We start from the raw sequence: 18,030 nt of genomic DNA on the forward strand, positions 1-18,030 counted from the left end.
CGGGGGTAATGACCATACGACCCCCGGCTTACACAGAGGTTGCCTGCGGGCGACCACTTTCATCTTTTTGCCCTTCATGGCCATGCATATCGCATACCAGCGGCAGGTAGACGCTGAAGGTCGCGCCCTCGCCTTCGGCGCTCTGCACGGTGATCCGCCCGCCATGGGCCAGGACGATCTGCTCGGAGATGTACAGGCCCAGGCCCAGGCCGGCGACGCTGTGGTTCGAGGCGACCCGCTCGAACTGCTGGAAGATTCGCTGCTGGTGGTCCGGACTGATGCCGATGCCTTCATCGCGCACCTCGACGCAGGCCATGCCTTGCGCCTCCAGCACCCGCACCCGCACCGGGCGCTTGCTCCCGTAGCGCAGGGCATTGCTCAGCAGGTTGGCGATGACCTGCTCGATGCGGAACTCGTCCCAGATCCCCTCCACGCCGCTGGCGCAGTCCATTTCGATGAGCGAACCGGCCGCCGCGGCCTGGGCGGCGAAATTCTCCACCAGGCCCATGACCAGTTGCCCGAGGTCGAAACGCGAGGGCCGGATCGACAGCTTGCCGGTGCGGATCCGCGACACGTCGAGCATGTCTTCGATCAGGCGGATCAGGCTGTTGATCTGCCGTTCGTCGCGCTCGACCATGGCGCGCATCTTGTCCAGGGTGAAGGCATCGGCGTTGTCCTTGGCCAGGTGCAGCTTGCGCAGCTGGGTTTCCAGGATCAGCCCGTTGAGCGGCGTGCGCACCTCGTGGGAGACGATGGACATGAAGTCGTCACGCATGCGCACCGCCCGCTCCAGCTCGCCACGCGCCACCTGCAACTGTTCGAGCAACTGCTGCTGCTCGCGCTGGCTGCACTCGAGCGCCTGCAACTGGCGGTCGAGGGCCTTGCGCTGGCGGTACAGCTCGACGAACACGGTGACCTTGCTCTTCACCGCGAGGGTGTCCAGGGGCTTGTGCAGGAAGTCCACCGCGCCGCTTTCGTAGCCCTTGAAGGCGTAGTTCATTTCCCGCCCCGCGGCGCTGACGAAGACGATCGGGATGTGCTTGGTCTTCTCCATGCCACGCATCAGCTCGGCCAGTTCGAAGCCGTTCATGCCGGGCATCTGCACGTCGAGGATGGCCAGGGCGAACTCATGCTCCAGCAACAGCGACAGGGCCTGGTCGGCGGAGCTCGCCTGGTACACCGCGCGGTCGTCGCCCTTGATCAGCGCCTCCAGCGCCAGGAGGTTCTCCGGGAGATCGTCGACGATCAGCAGTTTGGCTTGGATGTGGCTCAACATACGTGTGATTCCAGCTTGGCGAGCAGATGCCCGATGCCATTCAGAGGGAGTACATGGTCGGGGCGATGCAGGGCCAGGGCGGCGGCCGGCATGGCCGAGACCTGGGCCTGGGCCGGGTCCTGGACAATGCTCAGCCCCCCCAGGCGGTTGATCCGCGCCAGCCCGGCGGCGCCATCTTCGTTGGCCCCGGTCAGCAGCACGCCGGCCAGGGCCGCGCCGTAGGCATCGGCGGCGGACTCGAAGAGGATGTCGATCGAGGGCCGGGAAAAATGCACCCGCTCCTCCTGGCTCAGCGACAGGCTGCGATCACGCTCCACCGAGAGGTGATAGCCGGGCCCGGCGACGTAGATCATCCCGGCCTCGATGCTCTCCTTGTCGCGCGCCTCGCGCACCGGACGGCGCAGCTTGCGGGCGAAGACATCGGCCAGCTGGCTGTCGTGAGCGTCCGGCAGGTGCAGCACGCAGATCAGCGGGATGGCGAACGCCTTCGGCAGACAGCCCATCACCGTCAGCAGCGCGCTGACGCCGCCGGCCGAGGCGCCCATGACGATCGCTTCGATGCGCTTCATAGCTTGCGGTAGATCCGTTCCGGCTTGACCAGCGCTTCGAAGCGCTCGGCGTAGGCGGAGAAGTCCAGGGTTTCCTTGCTGCCCAGGACGAGGAAGCCGCGATGACACAGCGACTCGTGAAACAGCCCGAAGGAGCGGTCCTGGAGGCTCTTGTTGAAATAGATCAGGACGTTGCGGCACGACACCAGCTGCACCTCGGAGAACACGCTGTCGGTGGCCAGGCTGTGGTCGGCGAAGGTCACGTTGTCACGCAGGCTGCTGTCGAGGATGGCATTGCCGTAGGCGCAGGTGTAGTAGTCGCTGAAGTCGCGGCTGCCGCCGGCGGCGCTGTAGTTGCGCGCATAGTCGCGCATCGCCTGCATCGAGTAGATGCCCTGCTTGGCCTTCTCCAGCGAAGCCGGGTTGATGTCGGTGGCGTAGATGATGGTGCGCTCCAGCAGGCCTTCCTCGCGCAGGAGGATGGCCATGGAATACACCTCTTCGCCGGTGCTGCAGCCGGCGATCCAGATCTTGATCGACGGCCAGGTCTTCAGGTGCGGCACCACCTCCCGGCGCAGGGCGAGGAAGTGGCTGGGGTCGCGAAACATCTCGCTGACCGGGATGGTCAGGTACTGCAGCAGCTGCATGAACATGCCCGGGTCGTGCAGCACCCGTTCCTGCAGGGCGGTGATCGTGGCGCAGTCGAAGGTGCGCACGGCATGCAGGATGCGGCGCTTGATCGAAGCGCCGGAGTAGTCGCGAAAGTCGTAGCTGTACTTGAGGTAGATGGCCTCGATCAGCAGGCGGATTTCGATGTCGGTATTGCGCTCGCTAGTCAAATTCGCTCCAGTTGCGGCAGCCACACACGGATCAGGGAAAACAGGCGGTCAAGGTCGATCGGCTTGGCCAGGTAATCGTTGGCGCCGGCCTGCAGGCAGCGCTCCTGATCGTCCTTCATCGCCTTGGCGGTGACCGCGATGATCGGCAGCTTGCGCCAGCGCGGATCCTTGCGGATCAGGCGGGTCGCTTCGTAGCCGTCCATCTCCGGCATCATCACGTCCATCAGCACCAGGTCGATCTCGCTGCCCTGCTCCAGGCGCTCGATGGCTTCGCGGCCGTTGCGCGCGATGTCCACCAGCGCGCCCTTGTGCTCCAGGGCGCTGGTCAGGGCGAAGATGTTGCGCACGTCGTCGTCCACCAGGAGGATCCTGCGCCCCTCGAAGACCTTGTCGCGGCTGCGCGCGGTCCTGAGCATGCGCTGTCTTTCGTGGGACAGCGTCGATTCGACTTTGTGCAGGAACAGCGTCACCTCGTCCAGCAGGCGCTCCGGCGAGCGCGCGCCCTTGATGATGATCGACCGCGAGTACTTGAGCAGTTCGGCCTCTTCGTCGCGGGTCAGGTTGCGCCCGGTGTAGACGATCACCGGCGGGAAGGACTGGATCTCGTCGACGGTCATGCGCTTGAGCAGCTCGTTGCCGAGCATGTCGGGCAGCTTGAAGTCGATCACCATGCAGTCGTAGACAGTGTCGCGCAGCAGTTCCAGGGCCTGCTGCGCGGTGCCCACGGCAGTGATCTGGATGTCGTCGTCACCGATCAGCAGGGCGATGCTTTCGCGCTGCAGCTCGTCGTCCTCGACCAGGAGAACGTGCTTGAGCTTCTGCGTCAGCTTCTCTTCGAGGCGGGCGAACACCGACTTCAGTTCGTCGCGGCTGGTGGGCTTGACCACGTAGCCCACCGCGCCCATGTGCAGGGCGGTCTCGATGCGGTCCTCGACCGAGATCACGTGCACCGGGATGTGCCGCGTGGCGGTCTGCTCCTTCAGGCGTTGCAGCACGGTCAGCCCGGAATGGTCGGGCAGGCGCATGTCGAGGAGGATGGCGTCGGGCACGAAGCGCTCGGCCAGCTCGAAACCGTCGTCGGCGGCGTGCGCCACCAGGCAGTTGTAGCCCAGCTCGTGAGCGAGGTCGAAGAGGATGCGGGCGAAGTTCGGTTCGTCTTCGATCACCAGGATGCAACGGTTGCTGAACGGTGCCTTGTCGCGGTCGTCATCGAACGCCGGACGCCGCGTCGGCAGCGGCGCCGGGACGCTCTCCTGGACCGGCGCCGCCGCGGCCAGCCGCGGCAGCGGCAATGGCTGCGGTCGATTCAACGGAGCCAGCGGCGCCTGGTCGACGATGGGCTCCCAGGCTTCCGGCAGGCTCAGGCTGAACACGCTGCCCTGCCCTGGCGTGCTGCGCACCTCGATCTGCCCGCCGAGCAGACGCGCCAGGTCGCGGGAAATCGACAGGCCCAGGCCGGTGCCGCCGTAGCGACGGTTGGTGGTGCCATCGGCCTGGTGGAAGGCCTCGAAGATGGTCTGCTGCTGGTCGGCGGCGATGCCGATGCCGCTGTCCTGAACATGGAACACCACGCCGCCGGGCTGCTGGGCCAGGGTCAGGCTGACCTGGCCGTGCTCGGTGAACTTCAGGGCGTTGGACAGCAGGTTCTTGAGAATCTGCTCCAGGCGCTGGCGGTCGGTGTACAGGGTCGCCGGCACCTGGGGTTCGACGATCACCTCGAAGCTCAGGCCCTTTTGCGCCGCCAGCGGCTCGAACATCGCCCGCAGGCCGTCGGCCAGGCGTGCGACCTGGGTGGTTTCGGCGCGCACATCGAGCTTGCCGGCCTCGACCTTGGCGATATCGAGAATGTCGTTGATCAGGTTGAGCAGGTCGTTGCCGGCGGAATAGATCGACTCGGCGAACTTCACCTGCTCGGCGCTGAGGTTTTCCTGGGGGTTCTCCGCCAGCAGCTTGGCCAGGATCAGCGAGCTGTTCAGCGGCGTGCGCAGCTCGTGGGACATGTTGGCGAGAAATTCCGACTTGTACTTGCTGGAGCGCTGCAGTTCTTCGGCGCGCTCCTGCAACTGCACCTGGGCCTCGTTGAGCTCGGTGTTCTTGTAGTCCAGGGCGTCGCGCTGCGAGGCCAGGGCCTCGGTACGCTCGGCCAGCTGTTCGTTGGTCTGCTCCAGTTCCGCGCGCTGGGTCTCCAGGTGGGCCTGGGACTCCTTGAGCACCCGCGACTGTTCTTCCAGTTCCTCGTTGGCGGTCTTCAGCTCTTCCTGCTGCACCTGCAACTCTTCGTTGAGCTGCTGGGTCTGCGCCAGCACTTCCTGCAGGCGCTGGCGGTAGCGCGCGCTTTCGATGGAAGTGCCGAGGTTGCCGGCGACGCGTTCGAGCAGTTCGCTGTCGCGCTCGGCCAGCGGCCGCAGGAAGCCCAGTTCGAGCACCCCGTTGATCTGCCCGTCGTTGGTCGCCGGCATCAGTATCACGCTGCGCGGCAGGCCCTCGCCGAGGCCGGAACTGACCTTGAAGTAATCTTCCGGCACGTTGTCGAGGGTCAGCAGGCGATTCTGCGCCAGGGCCTGGCCAACCAGGCCTTCATTGGGCGCGATGATCTGCTCGCGCCCCTCCTGCTCGCGGGAGAAGCCATAGCTGGCGACCCGGTGCAGGTTGTCCTGTTCGTCACGCACGTAGAGCGCCGCGACCACGCTGCCGAGGTAGTTGGAAAAGAACTGCAGGATGTTGTGGCCCAGGGTCGGCAGCGTCTGCTGGCCCAGCACCCGCTCGGCCAGCTGGGTCTGCCCGCCGCGGATCCACGCCTGTTGCTGCAGGCCCTCGGTGGCGCGCTCCTGGGCTTCGATATTGGCCTGGTAGCTGCGCGACAGGTTGAGCAGATCGCGGCGGCCGACCCAGGCCAGCAGGCCACTGACGACGATCACGAGCAACAGGTACAGCGAGATCGACACCCAGGTGGTGGTGCTCACCTCCTCGTTGCGCTTGGCCCGCAGTTGCTGTTCCAGGCTGACGAAGTCCTCGTATTCCTTGCGGATCTGGTCGGTCAGGCGCTTGCCGCGGCCGGCCTCGACATCGGAGCGGTAGTCGCCGCCGGTGCGGCGCAGCACAATCATTTCCCGGCCGAATTCGTTCCATTCGGCCTGCAGGGCATCGAGGCGTTCGAGGCGGTCGATCTGCGTCGGGTTGTCGGCGACCAGTTCGCGCAGGGTTTCCATCTGCGCCTTGATCCGCGGCCGGGCCAGCTCGTACGGATCGAGGAAATGCTCCTCGCCGGTGAGCAGGTAGCCGCGCATGCCGGTTTCCTTGTCGATGGACAGCTTGAGCGATTCGTTGGCGTTGTTGATCACGCGGTCGGTATGCCCGACCCACTGGATGACCGAGAGCAGGTACGCGATCACCGCGATGAACACCACGGCACTCAGCAGCCCCACTCCCAGGGGCAGACTGACGTTGCGTACCAGCAGCTTCTGGAAGCGCTGCTGATCGACTGCGTTTGACTGATTCATCTGTTGGTCCATGCGGCACAGTGGCAGTTGTTGTCCCAGTCTATCCGTCTTCGCGGCTTGCGACAGGGCATAAAGCCAGTATTTGAGGCATGACGTGCGCATTCGTTCCATGCATCATCGCCGGCCGCTATGCTGCATGCGTCGAAACCGGGGAACTTCCGCCGGTGTGTTGCTTACAGAGCTAGTACTCATTACTGCCGCAGGAGTCACCCATGCCCGCCACCTTCCCGCTTCTGGTCGTCGAAGACGACAACATCGTGCGCATGCTGATGGTCGATGTTCTTCAGGAACTGGGATACGAGGTCAGGGAAGCCGGGGATGGGGAAGAAGCCCTGGCCTTGCTGGGTGACCCGCAACAGCATTTCGCCCTGATGCTGACCGATATCGGCCTGCCCGGCATGGACGGCAAGGAACTGGCACGGCAGACCCGCGAACTGCGCCCGCTGTTGCCGATCCTGTTCGCCAGCGGATATGGACAGAGCCTCGAAGTGCCCGAGGGCATGCACCTGATCAGCAAGCCGTTCAGCATCGATCAGTTGCGCGAGAAGATGAGGGGGATTTTGGGGTGAGGTTGTCTTTAGAGGTGTAGGGCCTTGAGATCCAGCAGTGCATGATGTGCACCGCCCCTCCCCTGCCACCACAAAACCACCACCACACCCTAATGTCGACCAGTTAAGCCAATTGGGGCTGCTTTGCAGCCCTTCGCGAGCAAGCTCGCTCCCACAAGGTGCGCGCAATCCTGTGGGAGCGAGCTTGCTCGCGAAGGGCCGCAACGCGGCCCCAGAACGCTAACTGGCCAGCATTAACCCACCACCCTGTCTTCAGACTGAAACATGACCAACGGGTCATACTTTTATTCCTTCCTCTCCTACACTCATCAATCCTGTCTGCAATCGGCCCGCGAGCCGGGTTCGAAAAACTTTGAACCTTCCGTGAGCCCGCTCAGTCAGGAACTAAGAAGTAGGTCATCGTTTCCGGCATTCCCGGGCGCGGCCAGCCCATCCCTACACTTCGTCACCTCGTCAACGGCAGGAGCGCCGTCTGGCGCAGCGCTTGCACGGGTCATGGGGACGCAACATCGCACAACAGAAGAGAGCACACCGCACAGGCATCGCATTCGGGCGCATCGCCCAAAGAACAAGGGACGGAGAGAAGTTAATGATCAGTGCCGCTGTCGAACCGCATTTCGAGCTGAACCCAGACAACAGCGCCCCCGTGGGCAGCGATATCGCCGCCACCGGCCGTGGCTTCGTTGGCGATAACAGGCAGAACCGGCACAAACGCAAGGTCTTGTTCGTCACTTCGGAAATCGCCGACCTGGTCAAGACCGGCGGCCTGGGCGACGTCTCCGCCGCCCTGCCACGGGCCCTGCGCCATCTGCACGATGTCCGCGTGCTGATCCCCGGCTACCCGCAGGTGATGGACAGCGACTACCCGATCCACGTGGTCGGCGAACTCGGCGGCCATGCCGCCCTGCCCCCCTGCCGCATCGGCCGCATGGACCTGCCCGACGGCCTGGTCATCTACGTGCTGATCTGCCCCGAACTGTACCAGCGCGAAGGCACCCCCTACGGTGCCAACAACGGCCGCGACTGGCCCGACAACCACATCCGCTTCGCCCGCCTGGGCCTGGCCGCCGCGGAGATCGCCGCCGGCGAAGGCATGGTCCACTGGACTCCGGACCTGATCCACGCCCACGACTGGCCCGCCGGCCTGGCCCCGGCCTACATGCACTGGCGCGGACTGCGCACGCCGACCCTGTTCACCATCCACAACCTCGCCTACCAGGGCGTGGTCAGCCTGGCCTGCTGCCCGGAACTGGCGATCCCCGAGCACGCCCTGCAGCAGGAAGGCATGGAGTTCTACGGCAAGCTGTCGTTCCTCAAGGCCGGCCTGGCCTACTCCAGCCACATCACCACGGTCAGCGCCACCTACGCCCGCGAGATCACCACCCCGACGTTCGGCTGCGGCCTCGACGGTTTCCTCGCCAGCAAGGCCCAGCAAGGCCTGCTCAGCGGCATCCCGAACGGCATCGACGAGAGCTGGAACTCGGCCACCGACAGCTACCTGCAACACCGTTTCGGCCTCAACGACTGGGACGGCAAGGCCGCCAACAGCGCCGAGGTACGCGCCCTGTTCGGCCTGGAAGCGTCGAGCGGGCCGCTGTTCGCCGTGGTCTCGCGGCTGGTCTACCAGAAGGGCCTGGACCTGACCCTCGGTGTCGCCGACTACATCGTCCGCCAGGGCGGGCAGATCTGCGTGATCGGCCGCGGCGAGCCGGAGGAAGAACAGGCCATGCGCGAGCTGGCCCTGCGTTATCCGGGCCGGGTCGGGGTGCGCATCGGCTTCAACGAGACCGACGCCCGGCGCATGTTCGCCGGCAGCGACTTCCTGCTCATGCCTTCGCGCTACGAGCCCTGCGGGCTGAGCCAGATGTATGCGCAGCGCTTCGGCTCGCTGCCGGTGGCGCGCAATACCGGCGGCCTGGCCGACACCATCGAGAACGGCGTGACCGGTTTCCTCTTCGACGAATCCACCGTGGACAGCTACCGCGAAGCGCTGCAACGGGCGTTCTACGTCTACGAGAAGAAAGACCTGCTCAACGCCATGCGCTGCCTGGCCATGACCCAGCCCTTCAACTGGTGCCAGGCGGTGGAACCCTACGCCCGGCTGTACGAGGAACTGGTCGAACGCGCCATGTGCATGGGGGGGTGAGCCATGGCGGCACTGCCCCTGCGTTTCAGCCACGGGGCGCTGGTCGAGGATGGCCAGCGCACCCGCTTCGCCCTGTGGGCGCCGGATGCCCGCGGCGTCGAACTCGAACTGGACGGCGCCAGCTTCGCCATGGCCCCCGAGGCCGACGGCTGGTTCCGTCTCAACCGGCGCTGCCCGCTCGGCGCCCTGTATCGCTACCGCATCGATGGCGAGCTGTCGGTGCCGGACCCCGCCTCGCGCTTCCAGCCCCAGGGCGTGCACGGCCCCAGCCAGGTGCGCGCGCCGCAGCGCTACCCCTGGCGCAACGACTCATGGCGCGGGCGGCCCTGGCGCGAGGCGGTGATCCAGGAGCTGCATGTCGGCCTGCTCGGTGGCTATGCCGGGGTCATGGCCGAGCTGCCGCGCCTGGCGGAGCTGGGCATCACCGCCATCGAACTGATGCCGATCAACCAGTTTCCCGGCGAGCGCAACTGGGGCTATGACGGCGTCCTGCCCTTCGCCCCGCAGCACAGCTACGGCACGCCGGAAGCGCTGATGGCGCTGATCGACCGGGCTCACGACCTCGGCCTGATGGTCCTGCTCGACGTGGTCTACAACCACTTCGGCCCGGACGGCAACTACCTGCACCACTATGCCCGGGGCTTCTTTCGCGAGGACCGGCAGACGCCCTGGGGCGCCGCCATCGACTTTCGTCGCGCCGAGGTCCGTGACTTCTTCATCGAGAATGCCCTGATGTGGCTCAGCGACTACCGCTTCGACGGCCTGCGCCTGGATGCGGTGCACGCCATCGACGACCCGGGCTTTCTCCGTGCACTGTCCAGCGCCGTGCGCCAGCACTGCGCCGAGCACCGTCACTGCTGGCTGGTCCTGGAGAACGAGGCCAACCAGGCGCACCTGCTGGAACAGGCGTTCGACGGGCAATGGAACGACGACGGCCACAACACCCTGCACGTCATGCTCACCGACGAGCGCGAAGGCTATTACGCCGACTTCCAGCAACCCGCGGCGCGCCTGGCCCGCTGCCTGGGCGAGGGCTTCGTCTACCAGGGCGAGACCAGCCACCTCGGTACAGCGCGCGGCGAGCCCAGCGCGCACCTGCCGCCCAGCGCCTTCGTGCTGTTCCTGCAGAACCACGACCAGACCGGCAACCGCGCCTTCGGCGAACGCCTGCCGCGGCTCTGCTCGCCCCAGGCCCTGCGCGCGGCGACCACCCTGGTGCTGCTGGCACCGATGATCCCGCTGCTGTTCATGGCTGACGAATGGGCCTGCGAGCAGCCCTTCCTGTTCTTCACCGACCACCACGACGCCCTCGCCGATGCCGTGCGCGAAGGCCGCCGCGCCGAGTTCAGGGGCTTCGCCGCCTTCGCCGATGCGCGGCAGCGCGAACGCATCCCCGACCCCAACGCCCTGCACAGCTTTCTCGACTCGCGGCCAGGGCGCAACGCCCATAGCGCCAGGCACGAGGCGTTCTACCGGCAGCTCCTGCAACTGCGCCGCGAACACATCGTTCCGCGCCTGGACGGCAGCCGCGCCCTCGGTGCCGAAGTCATCGGCGACAAGGCGGTCAGCGCGCGCTGGCGCCTGGGCGATGACAGCGAGCTGCGCATCGATCTCAACCTCGGCGCGGCAGCGGTGCACTCGCCGCTGCCGGACAGTCATCGAACGCTGTTTTACTGCACTGAAGCAGTGCAACAACCCGGCACGCTGCACCCGTACAGCGCCCTGGTCAGCCTGAGTCCAACCCGCGCGGCGGAGCCTGCCCCATGAGTGACCTGCACCTGCATTACCTGGCCCGACGCGCTGGCGTCGCGGTGGACTGGATCGACGCCAACGGCCGCGCGCAGCAGGTCAGCGACAGCAACCTGCGACGCATCCTCGGCGCACTCGGTCATCCCGCCGATGACCTGGACAGCATCGAGCTCAGCCTGGAGCGGCTGGAGGAAGCCGAGGACCAACAGCATCTGCCGCCGCTGCTCACCGTGGACATCGGCGCCACCCTCGACCTGTCGCGCTGGTTCGACGGCGGCAGCCTGTGTCACGTCCAGCTCGAAGACGGCAGCGAACAGGCCCTGCGCCTGGACCGCGGCGGCGCCCTGCCCGCCGGCCTGCCCAGCGGCTACCACCGCTTGCGCATCGACGAGCAGGACTTCAGCGTGGCGGTGGCCCCCCTGCGCTGCTACACCCTGAGCGACGCGCGGAACCAGGCCACGCCGCGCGGCTGGGGCATCGCCGCGCAGCTGTACAGCCTGCGCCGCCCCGGCGATGGCGGCTTCGGCGACTGCCTGGCCCTGGAAACCCTGGCCCGCGCTGCCGCCGAACGCGGCGCCGACGCCCTGGCGATCAGCCCGATGCATGCGATGTTCGCCAACGACAGCCAGACCTTCAGCCCCTACTCGCCGTCCAGCCGGGTGTTTTTCAACGCCCTCTACGCCAGCCCGGAAATCCTCCTCGGCGAACGCGCCGTGCGCGTGGCCCGGGAAGCGCTGGGTCTGCCGTTCGCGGCGCTGGAGCAGTTGCCACTGATCGACTGGCCGCAGGCCGCCACGGCCAAGCAGAAACTGCTGCGCGCGCTGTACCGCGACTTCAGCCGCGGCGAACATCCGCAGCGGGAAGACTTCCTCAGCTTCCGCAAGGCCGGCGGCCAGGCCCTGGAGGATCACTGCCGCTACGAAGCCTTGCTCGACGCCGCCGCCAGCCATGGCGTCGGCGCCGACTGGCGGCGCTGGTTCGATGGCTGGCGCGACCCGCGCAGCGTCGAGGTGGCGCAGTTCGCCGACAACTACCCGGCCGCCATCGAGTACTACGCCTTCTGCCAGTGGCTGGCGGCACGCAGCCTGCAGCGCGTGCAACAGGCGGCACGCGGCCAGGGTATGGCCGTGGGCCTGATCGCCGACCTCGCGGTGGGCGCCGACGGCGCCGGCAGCCAGGCCTGGAGCCGCCAGGACGAACTGCTGGCCGACGTGCATGTCGGCGCGCCGCCGGACATCCTCAACCGCGCCGGGCAGAACTGGGGCATCAGCGCCTTCTCGCCCCAGGGCCTCAAGCGCAACGGTTTCCGTGCCTTCATCGAGATGCTGCGGGCCAACCTGGCGCATGCCGGCGGCCTGCGCATCGACCATGTCATGGGCCTGCAGCGCCTGTGGCTGATCCCCGCCGGTGCCGCCGCGCCCGACGGCGCCTACCTGCACTATCCACTGGACGACCTGCTGCGCCTGCTGGCCCTGGAGTCCCATCGTCACCGCGCGATCATCCTCGGCGAAGACCTCGGCACCGTGCCCGAGGGCCTGCGCGACAAGCTCGCGGCGCGGGGCATCCTCGGCATGCGCGTGCTGCTGTTCGAACAGGATCCGCACGGGCATTTCAAGCCGATCCTCGACTGGCCGGACAACGCCCTGGCCACCACCAGCACCCACGACCTGCCTCCGCTGGCAGGCTGGCTGGCCGCGCGGGACATCGACTGGAACCAGCGCCTGCAGTTGATCGACGCCATCGTCGAACGCGACTGGCGCGAGACCCGCCAGAACGAAATCAAGGGCCTGCGCCAACTGCTGGAAAGCAACTACCACACGCCCCTGCCCGATCCCGACGCGCTGATCGACGCCAGCGTGCGCCTGCTCGGCCACACCCGCGCGCCGCTGGTGCTGCTGCCGCTGGAAGACCTGCTGGGAGTGGACGAACAACCCAACCTGCCGGGGACCATCGACGGCCATCCGAACTGGCGCCGACGCTTCGCCGCCCCGGTACGCGAACTGCTCGACGACAGCGACGCCGCGCGGCGCCTGGAGCTGCTGGCGCAAGCCCGCGAGCAGGCCTGGGAGCGCGACCGATGAAAGCCCTGAGCGCGACCCTGCGCCTGCAGTTCCACGCCGGTTTCAGCCTCGACGACGCGGTGCCCCTGGTGCCCTACTTCGCCCGCCTCGGCATCAGCCATGTCTACGCCTCGCCGCTGCTGCAGGCGCGCCCCGGCTCGATGCACGGCTACGACGTGGTCGACCCGACCCGGGTCAACCCGGAGCTGGGCGGCGAGGCGGCCCTCGAACGCCTGGTCGCGGCCCTGCGCCAGCACGGCATGGGCCTGCTCCTGGACATCGTTTCCAACCACATGGCGGTGGGCGGCGAGCACAACCGCTGGTGGCAGGACCTGCTGGCCTGGGGCCGGCGCAGCCGCTACGCCGAGTTCTTCGATATCCAGTGGCACTCACCGGATCCGCTGCTGGAAGGCCAGTTGCTCCTGCCGTTCCTCGCCGACGACTACGGCAAGGTGCTGCAGGCCGGCGAGGCGCCCTTGCGCTTCGACGCCCACAGCGGACAGTTCCTCATCCATCACCACGACCATCGTTTCCCCATCAGCCCGCCGGACTACGCGCTGATCCTCGCCGCCAGCCAGCTCGCCGACCTGCGCGACCTGGCCGGACGCTTCGCCGCGCTGAACGATGACGAAGCCGCCGCTGCCCTGCAGCGCGAACTCGTCGCCTTCGCCCGGCATGCCCAGCACGCGGTGGACATCGAACGCCTGCTGGAAGGCTTCAACTCGCGCCATCCAGAAGGCTTCGCGCGCCTGCACGCGCTGCTGGAGCGCCAGCCCTACCGCCTGGCCAGCTGGCGCACGGCGGCGGACGACATCAACTGGCGGCGCTTCTTCGACGTCAACGAACTGGGCGGCCTGCGGGTGGAGCGCCCGGCGGTGTTCGAAGCCACCCACGGCAAGCTGTTCGAGCTGATCGGCCGCGGCCTGGTGGACGGCCTGCGCATCGACCATATCGACGGCCTCGCCGACCCGCGCGGCTACTGCCGCAAGCTGCGCCGGCGCACCACCGCGCTGCTGGCGCAACGTCCGCTGGGCGCGGCGCTGGAGCACCTGCCGATCTACGTCGAGAAGATCCTCGGCGCCGGCGAAGGCCTGCACCTTGACTGGCAGGTGGACGGCAGCACCGGCTACGAATTCATGAACCAGGTGTCCCTGCTGCAGCACGATCCCGCCGGCGAGGCGCAACTGGCCGCGCTGTGGTACGAGACGAGCGAGCGCCCGGCGTTCGCCGACGAAGTGCGCCAGGCCCGGCAACTGGTGCTGCAGGGCAGCCTGGCCGGGGATTTCGAATCGGTGGCCCAGGCCCTGCTGCAGGTGGCGCGCAACGACGTGATGAGCCGCGACCTGACCCTCGGCGCGATTCGCCGTGGGCTGCAGGCGCTGGTCGAGCACTACCCGGTGTACCGCACCTATATCAACGCCTGCGGCCGGCCGGCGCAGGACGAGGGGTTCTTCCAGCAGGCCCTGGAGCAGGCCCGCGCCAGCCTCGGCGAGATCGATGCCGGAGTCCTCGAACACTTGCAGCGCTGGCTCGGCGGCGACGCCTGGCGGCGCCTGCCACCCGGACGTCCGCGCAAGCAACTGCGCCATGCCTGCGTGCGCTTCCAGCAACTGACCGCGCCCACCGCGGCGAAGGCCGTGGAAGACACTGCGCTCTATCGTTCGGCGGTACTGCTGTCGCGCAACGATGTCGGGTTCGACGCCGAGCGTTTCAGCGCACCGCCGCAAGATTTCCACGCGCACTGCGAGCAGCGCCTGCGCGACTTTCCCGACAACCTGCTGGCCACCGCCACCCACGACCACAAGCGCGGCGAGGACCTGCGCGCACGCCTGGCGGTGCTCAGCGAGCGCGCCGACTGGTACGCCAGCCGCGTCGAGCACTGGCGCGAACTGGCCGAGCCGCTGCGCCAGAACCTGAGCGACGGCCCGGCCCCCTCCGCCGGCGACGAACTGCTGCTCTACCAGACCCTGCTCGGCAGCTGGCCATTGGACCTCGACGCGGACGATCCGCTGGCCCTGCGCGCCTATGCCGAGCGCCTGCGCCAGTGGCAGCTCAAGGCCCTGCGCGAAGCCAAGCTGCGCAGCAGCTGGAGCGCGCCCAACGGCGCCTACGAGGAGGCCTGCGCGGCGTTCCTCGATACCCTCCTGCTGGACGGGCAATGCCAGCAACTGCGCCGCTCCATTGCCCAGGCCGCCAACGCCCTGGCCTGCCCCGGCGCGCTGAACAGCCTGGCGCAGACCCTGTTGCGCATGACCGTCCCGGGCCTCCCCGACCTGTACCAGGGCAGCGAGTTCTGGGACTTCAGCCTGGTCGACCCGGACAACCGCCGCCCGGTGGATTTCGCCGCGCGCCGCCAGGCCCTGGATGACAGCCAGGCGCCCGCCAGCCTACTCGCCGGCTGGCGCGACGGGCGCCTCAAGCAGGCGCTGATCGCCCAGGTGCTGGAGCGGCGCCAGCGCTTCGCCGAACTGTTCCGGCGCGGCGCCTACCTGCCGCTGGACGTGCAAGGCGAGCATGCCGAGCGGGTCCTGGCCTTCGCCCGGGTCAACGACGAGCAGCGTGCCGTGGTCATCGTGCCCCGACTTGCCTGCCCCCTGCTCGGCGGCGCGGCGCAACCGCTGATCCCGGCGCAGAACTGGGGCGATACGCGGGTGCTGCTGCCGTTCGCCGTCTCCCCCGCGAACTGCACGGGACTTTTCGACCAGCGCGCAGTCACAAGCAACAGAGAGCTTTGGCTGAACAGCGCGCTGCAGGCGTTTCCCGTGAATCTTTTCATTGATCACATCGAATCTTCAGGAGCGTACCCATGAGTGTCGAGGAAAAACGCATTCGCGAATTCGCGTATCAGATTTGGGAATCGGAAGGCAAACCGGAGGGCCAGGAATCACGTCACTGGGACATGGCGCGCAAGCTGGCCGAAGCCGAATCCCTCGCGCCCAAGGCCAGCACCCCGCGCAAACCGCGCACGGCGTCGGCCAAGCCGAAGACCGAGGCGGCGCCGACCCTGGGCAGCAAGCCCGCGGCCGCCAAGCCGGCCACAGCGGCGAAGAAACCCCGCGCGCCGAAGAAACCCGCCGCGATCTGAGATCGCGTCAGCCCTGATGAATCCGCCAGCCGTGGCAGCCGCAAGGCCGCCGCGCTGGCCCACTGTTCCCCAGAATCGCGCTTTCCAGGTGACCCATGAGCCGTAGCAAAGACCCCTCCGCCCCCGTACACCACCAACCGTCGCGCATCCGTGAGGGCCTGCCCTTCCCCCTCGGCGCCACCTGGGATGGCCTGGGCGTCAACTTCGCGCTGTTCTCGGCCAACGCCAGCAAGGTCGAACTGTGCCTGTTCGACGCCAGCGGCGAGACCGAGATCGAGCGCATCGAACTGCCCGAGTACACCGACGAGATCTTCCACGGCTACCTGCCCGACGCCCATCCCGGGCTGATCTATGGCTACCGGGTGCACGGCCCTTACGAGCCGCGCAACGGCCATCGCTTCAACCCCAACAAGTTGCTGATCGACCCCTACGCCAAGCAACTGGTGGGCAGCCTGAAGTGGTCCGAAGCGCTGTTCGGCTACACCATCGGCCACGCCGACGGCGACCTCAGCTTCGACGAGCGCGACAGCGCGCCCTTCGTGCCCAAGTGCAAGGTGATCGACCCCGCCTATACCTGGGGCCGCGACCGCCGGGTGGCCACGCCCTGGGAAAAGACCATCGTCTACGAAGCCCATGTGCGCGGCATCAGCATGCGCCACCCGGCCGTCGCCGACGCCGCCCGCGGCACCTTCGCCGGGCTGATGAACGATGAACTGCTGGGGCATATCAAGGACCTCGGCGTGACCGCCATCGAGCTGCTGCCGATCCACGCCTTCGTCAACGACCAGCACCTGCTGCAGAAGGGCCTGAACAACTACTGGGGCTACAACAGCATCGCCTTCTTCGCCCCCCACCCGCGCTACCTGGCCAAGGGCAAGATCGCCGAGTTCAAGGAGATGGTCGCGCACCTGCACGACGCCGGCCTGGAAGTAATCCTCGACGTGGTCTACAACCACACCGCCGAGGGCAACGAACTGGGCCCGACCCTGTCCATGCGCGGCATCGACAACGCCTCGTACTACCGCCTGATGCCCGACGACAAGCGCTACTACATCAACGATTCGGGGACCGGCAATACCCTCGACCTCAGCCACCCGTGCGTGCTGCAACTGGTCACCGACTCGCTGCGCTACTGGGCCGGCGAGATGCATGTGGACGGTTTCCGCTTCGACCTGGCGACCATCCTCGGCCGCTATCACGAGGGTTTCGACGAGCGCCACAGCTTTCTCGTCGCCTGCCGCCAGGACCCGCTGCTGCGCCAGGTCAAGCTGATCGCCGAGCCCTGGGACTGCGGTCCCGGTGGCTACCAGGTGGGCAACTTCGCCCCCGGCTGGGCTGAATGGAACGACCGTTTCCGCGACACCGCGCGGGCCTTCTGGAAAGGCGACGAAGGCCAGCTGGCCGACTTCGCCGCGCGTCTGACCGCCTCCGGCGAGCTGTTCAATCGCCGCGGCCGGCGACCCTATGCCTCGGTCAACTTCATCACCGCCCACGACGGTTTCACCCTGCGCGACCTGGTGTCGTACAACGACAAGCACAACGAGGACAACGACGAGAACAACCAGGACGGCAGCAACAACAACCTGTCGTGGAACCACGGTGTCGAGGGACCGACGGACGATCCACGGATCAACGCCCTGCGCCTGCGCCAGATGCGCAACCTGTTCGCCACCCTGCTGCTGGCCCAGGGCACGCCGATGATCGTCGCCGGCGACGAGTTCAGTCGCACCCAGCACGGCAACAACAACGCCTACTGCCAGGACAGCGAGATCGGCTGGGTCAACTGGGAGCTGGACGAGGACGGCAAGGCCCTGCTGGCCTTCGTCAAGCGCCTGACCCGCCTGCGCCAGAGCTACCCGATCCTGCGCCGCGCCCGCTTCCTGGTCGGCGACTACAATGAGGCGATCGGCGTCAAGGACGTCACCTGGCTGGCGCCGGATGGCAGCGAAATGACCGTGGAGCAGTGGCAGGACACCCAGGGGCGCTGCCTGGGCATGTTGATGGACGGTCGCGCGCAGGTCACCGGCATCCGCAAGCCCGGCGCCGATGCCACCCTGCTGCTGATCGTCAATGGGCACCACGACAACCTGCCCTTCAGCCTGCCGCACGTGCCACAGGGCGAATACTGGAGCTGCCTGCTCGACACCGACCAGCCGCAACGGCGCAAGTCGCGCAAGCTGGAATTCGGCAGCCCGTACGAGGTGACCGGGCGCAGTCTGGTGCTGCTCGAACTGCAACGCGACGAGGAGGCGACGTGA

At 67.2% G+C, this 18,030-nt stretch carries 11 protein-coding genes; 7 read left to right on the forward strand and 4 right to left on the reverse strand.

Annotated features, from left to right (window positions below):
- Window positions 1-28: 28 nt before the first annotated feature.
- From CHB99_RS15495 to CHB99_RS15510, 4 genes are read right to left on the reverse strand one after another with little or no spacing between them, the layout of a single operon-like run.
- Window positions 29-1,276 (reverse strand): hybrid sensor histidine kinase/response regulator, encoded by a 1,248-nt coding sequence (locus CHB99_RS15495; RefSeq protein ID WP_042128404.1) that lies wholly within the window; start codon window positions 1,274-1,276, stop codon window positions 29-31.
- Window positions 1,270-1,845 (reverse strand): chemotaxis protein CheB, encoded by a 576-nt coding sequence (locus CHB99_RS15500; RefSeq protein WP_042128406.1) that lies wholly within the window; start codon window positions 1,843-1,845, stop codon window positions 1,270-1,272. The genes CHB99_RS15495 and CHB99_RS15500 overlap by 7 nt, the downstream gene beginning before the upstream one ends.
- Window positions 1,842-2,663, reverse strand: coding sequence for a CheR family methyltransferase (locus tag CHB99_RS15505; RefSeq protein WP_042128407.1), 822 nt, complete (start codon window positions 2,661-2,663; stop codon window positions 1,842-1,844). The genes CHB99_RS15500 and CHB99_RS15505 overlap by 4 nt, the downstream gene beginning before the upstream one ends.
- Entirely contained in the window at window positions 2,660-6,163 is a 3,504-nt protein-coding gene (locus tag CHB99_RS15510) for a response regulator (protein WP_042128441.1), read from the reverse strand. Before CHB99_RS15510 ends, CHB99_RS15505 begins: the two co-directional genes overlap by 4 nt.
- Before the next feature lie 212 nt (window positions 6,164-6,375).
- Between CHB99_RS15510 and CHB99_RS15515 the strand changes: the two genes are divergently transcribed.
- The 7 genes from CHB99_RS15515 (at window position 6,376) to glgX (ending at window position 18,030) form a co-directional block, all read left to right on the forward strand.
- Complete coding sequence (locus tag CHB99_RS15515; protein ID WP_042128409.1) at window positions 6,376-6,732, forward strand: response regulator; 357 nt, start codon at window positions 6,376-6,378, stop codon at window positions 6,730-6,732.
- Between the two features lie 589 nt (window positions 6,733-7,321).
- Window positions 7,322-8,878: a glycogen synthase GlgA gene (gene glgA, locus CHB99_RS15520; RefSeq protein WP_042128411.1), complete on the forward strand. Its 1,557-nt coding sequence runs from the start codon at window positions 7,322-7,324 to the stop codon at window positions 8,876-8,878.
- Between the two features lie 3 nt (window positions 8,879-8,881).
- Window positions 8,882-10,645, forward strand: a complete 1,764-nt coding sequence (treZ, locus tag CHB99_RS15525) for a malto-oligosyltrehalose trehalohydrolase (protein WP_042128413.1) — start codon at window positions 8,882-8,884, stop codon at window positions 10,643-10,645.
- A complete protein-coding gene (gene malQ / locus CHB99_RS15530; protein WP_042128415.1) occupies window positions 10,642-12,708 on the forward strand; it encodes a 4-alpha-glucanotransferase in 2,067 nt (688 codons plus the stop codon). Before treZ ends, malQ begins: the two co-directional genes overlap by 4 nt.
- Window positions 12,705-15,497, forward strand: a complete 2,793-nt coding sequence (locus CHB99_RS15535; RefSeq protein WP_042128417.1) for a malto-oligosyltrehalose synthase — start codon at window positions 12,705-12,707, stop codon at window positions 15,495-15,497. The genes malQ and CHB99_RS15535 overlap by 4 nt, the downstream gene beginning before the upstream one ends.
- Entirely contained in the window at window positions 15,494-15,772 is a 279-nt protein-coding gene (locus CHB99_RS15540; protein WP_042128419.1) for a DUF2934 domain-containing protein, read from the forward strand. Before CHB99_RS15535 ends, CHB99_RS15540 begins: the two co-directional genes overlap by 4 nt.
- Window positions 15,773-15,867: 95 nt before the next feature.
- Window positions 15,868-18,030, forward strand: coding sequence for a glycogen debranching protein GlgX (gene glgX, locus CHB99_RS15545; RefSeq protein WP_042128421.1), 2,163 nt, complete (start codon window positions 15,868-15,870; stop codon window positions 18,028-18,030).

The sequence above is a fragment of the Pseudomonas japonica genome (genome assembly GCF_900188455.1).
GTDB classification, from domain to species: Bacteria; Pseudomonadota; Gammaproteobacteria; order Pseudomonadales; family Pseudomonadaceae; genus Aquipseudomonas; species Aquipseudomonas japonica.

Coding starts and splice junctions, on each gene's coding strand:
- CHB99_RS15495 (WP_042128404.1), bottom strand. CDS start 1,276: ATGTTGAGCCACATCCAAGCCAAACTGCTGATCGTCGACGATCTCCCG.
- CHB99_RS15500 (WP_042128406.1), bottom strand. CDS start 1,845: ATGAAGCGCATCGAAGCGATCGTCATGGGCGCCTCGGCCGGCGGCGTC.
- CHB99_RS15510 (WP_042128441.1), bottom strand. CDS start 6,163: ATGAATCAGTCAAACGCAGTCGATCAGCAGCGCTTCCAGAAGCTGCTG.
- CHB99_RS15515 (WP_042128409.1), top strand. CDS start 6,376: ATGCCCGCCACCTTCCCGCTTCTGGTCGTCGAAGACGACAACATCGTG.
- glgA (WP_042128411.1), top strand. CDS start 7,322: ATGATCAGTGCCGCTGTCGAACCGCATTTCGAGCTGAACCCAGACAAC.
- treZ (WP_042128413.1), top strand. CDS start 8,882: ATGGCGGCACTGCCCCTGCGTTTCAGCCACGGGGCGCTGGTCGAGGAT.
- malQ (WP_042128415.1), top strand. CDS start 10,642: ATGAGTGACCTGCACCTGCATTACCTGGCCCGACGCGCTGGCGTCGCG.
- CHB99_RS15535 (WP_042128417.1), top strand. CDS start 12,705: ATGAAAGCCCTGAGCGCGACCCTGCGCCTGCAGTTCCACGCCGGTTTC.
- CHB99_RS15540 (WP_042128419.1), top strand. CDS start 15,494: ATGAGTGTCGAGGAAAAACGCATTCGCGAATTCGCGTATCAGATTTGG.
- glgX (WP_042128421.1), top strand. CDS start 15,868: ATGAGCCGTAGCAAAGACCCCTCCGCCCCCGTACACCACCAACCGTCG.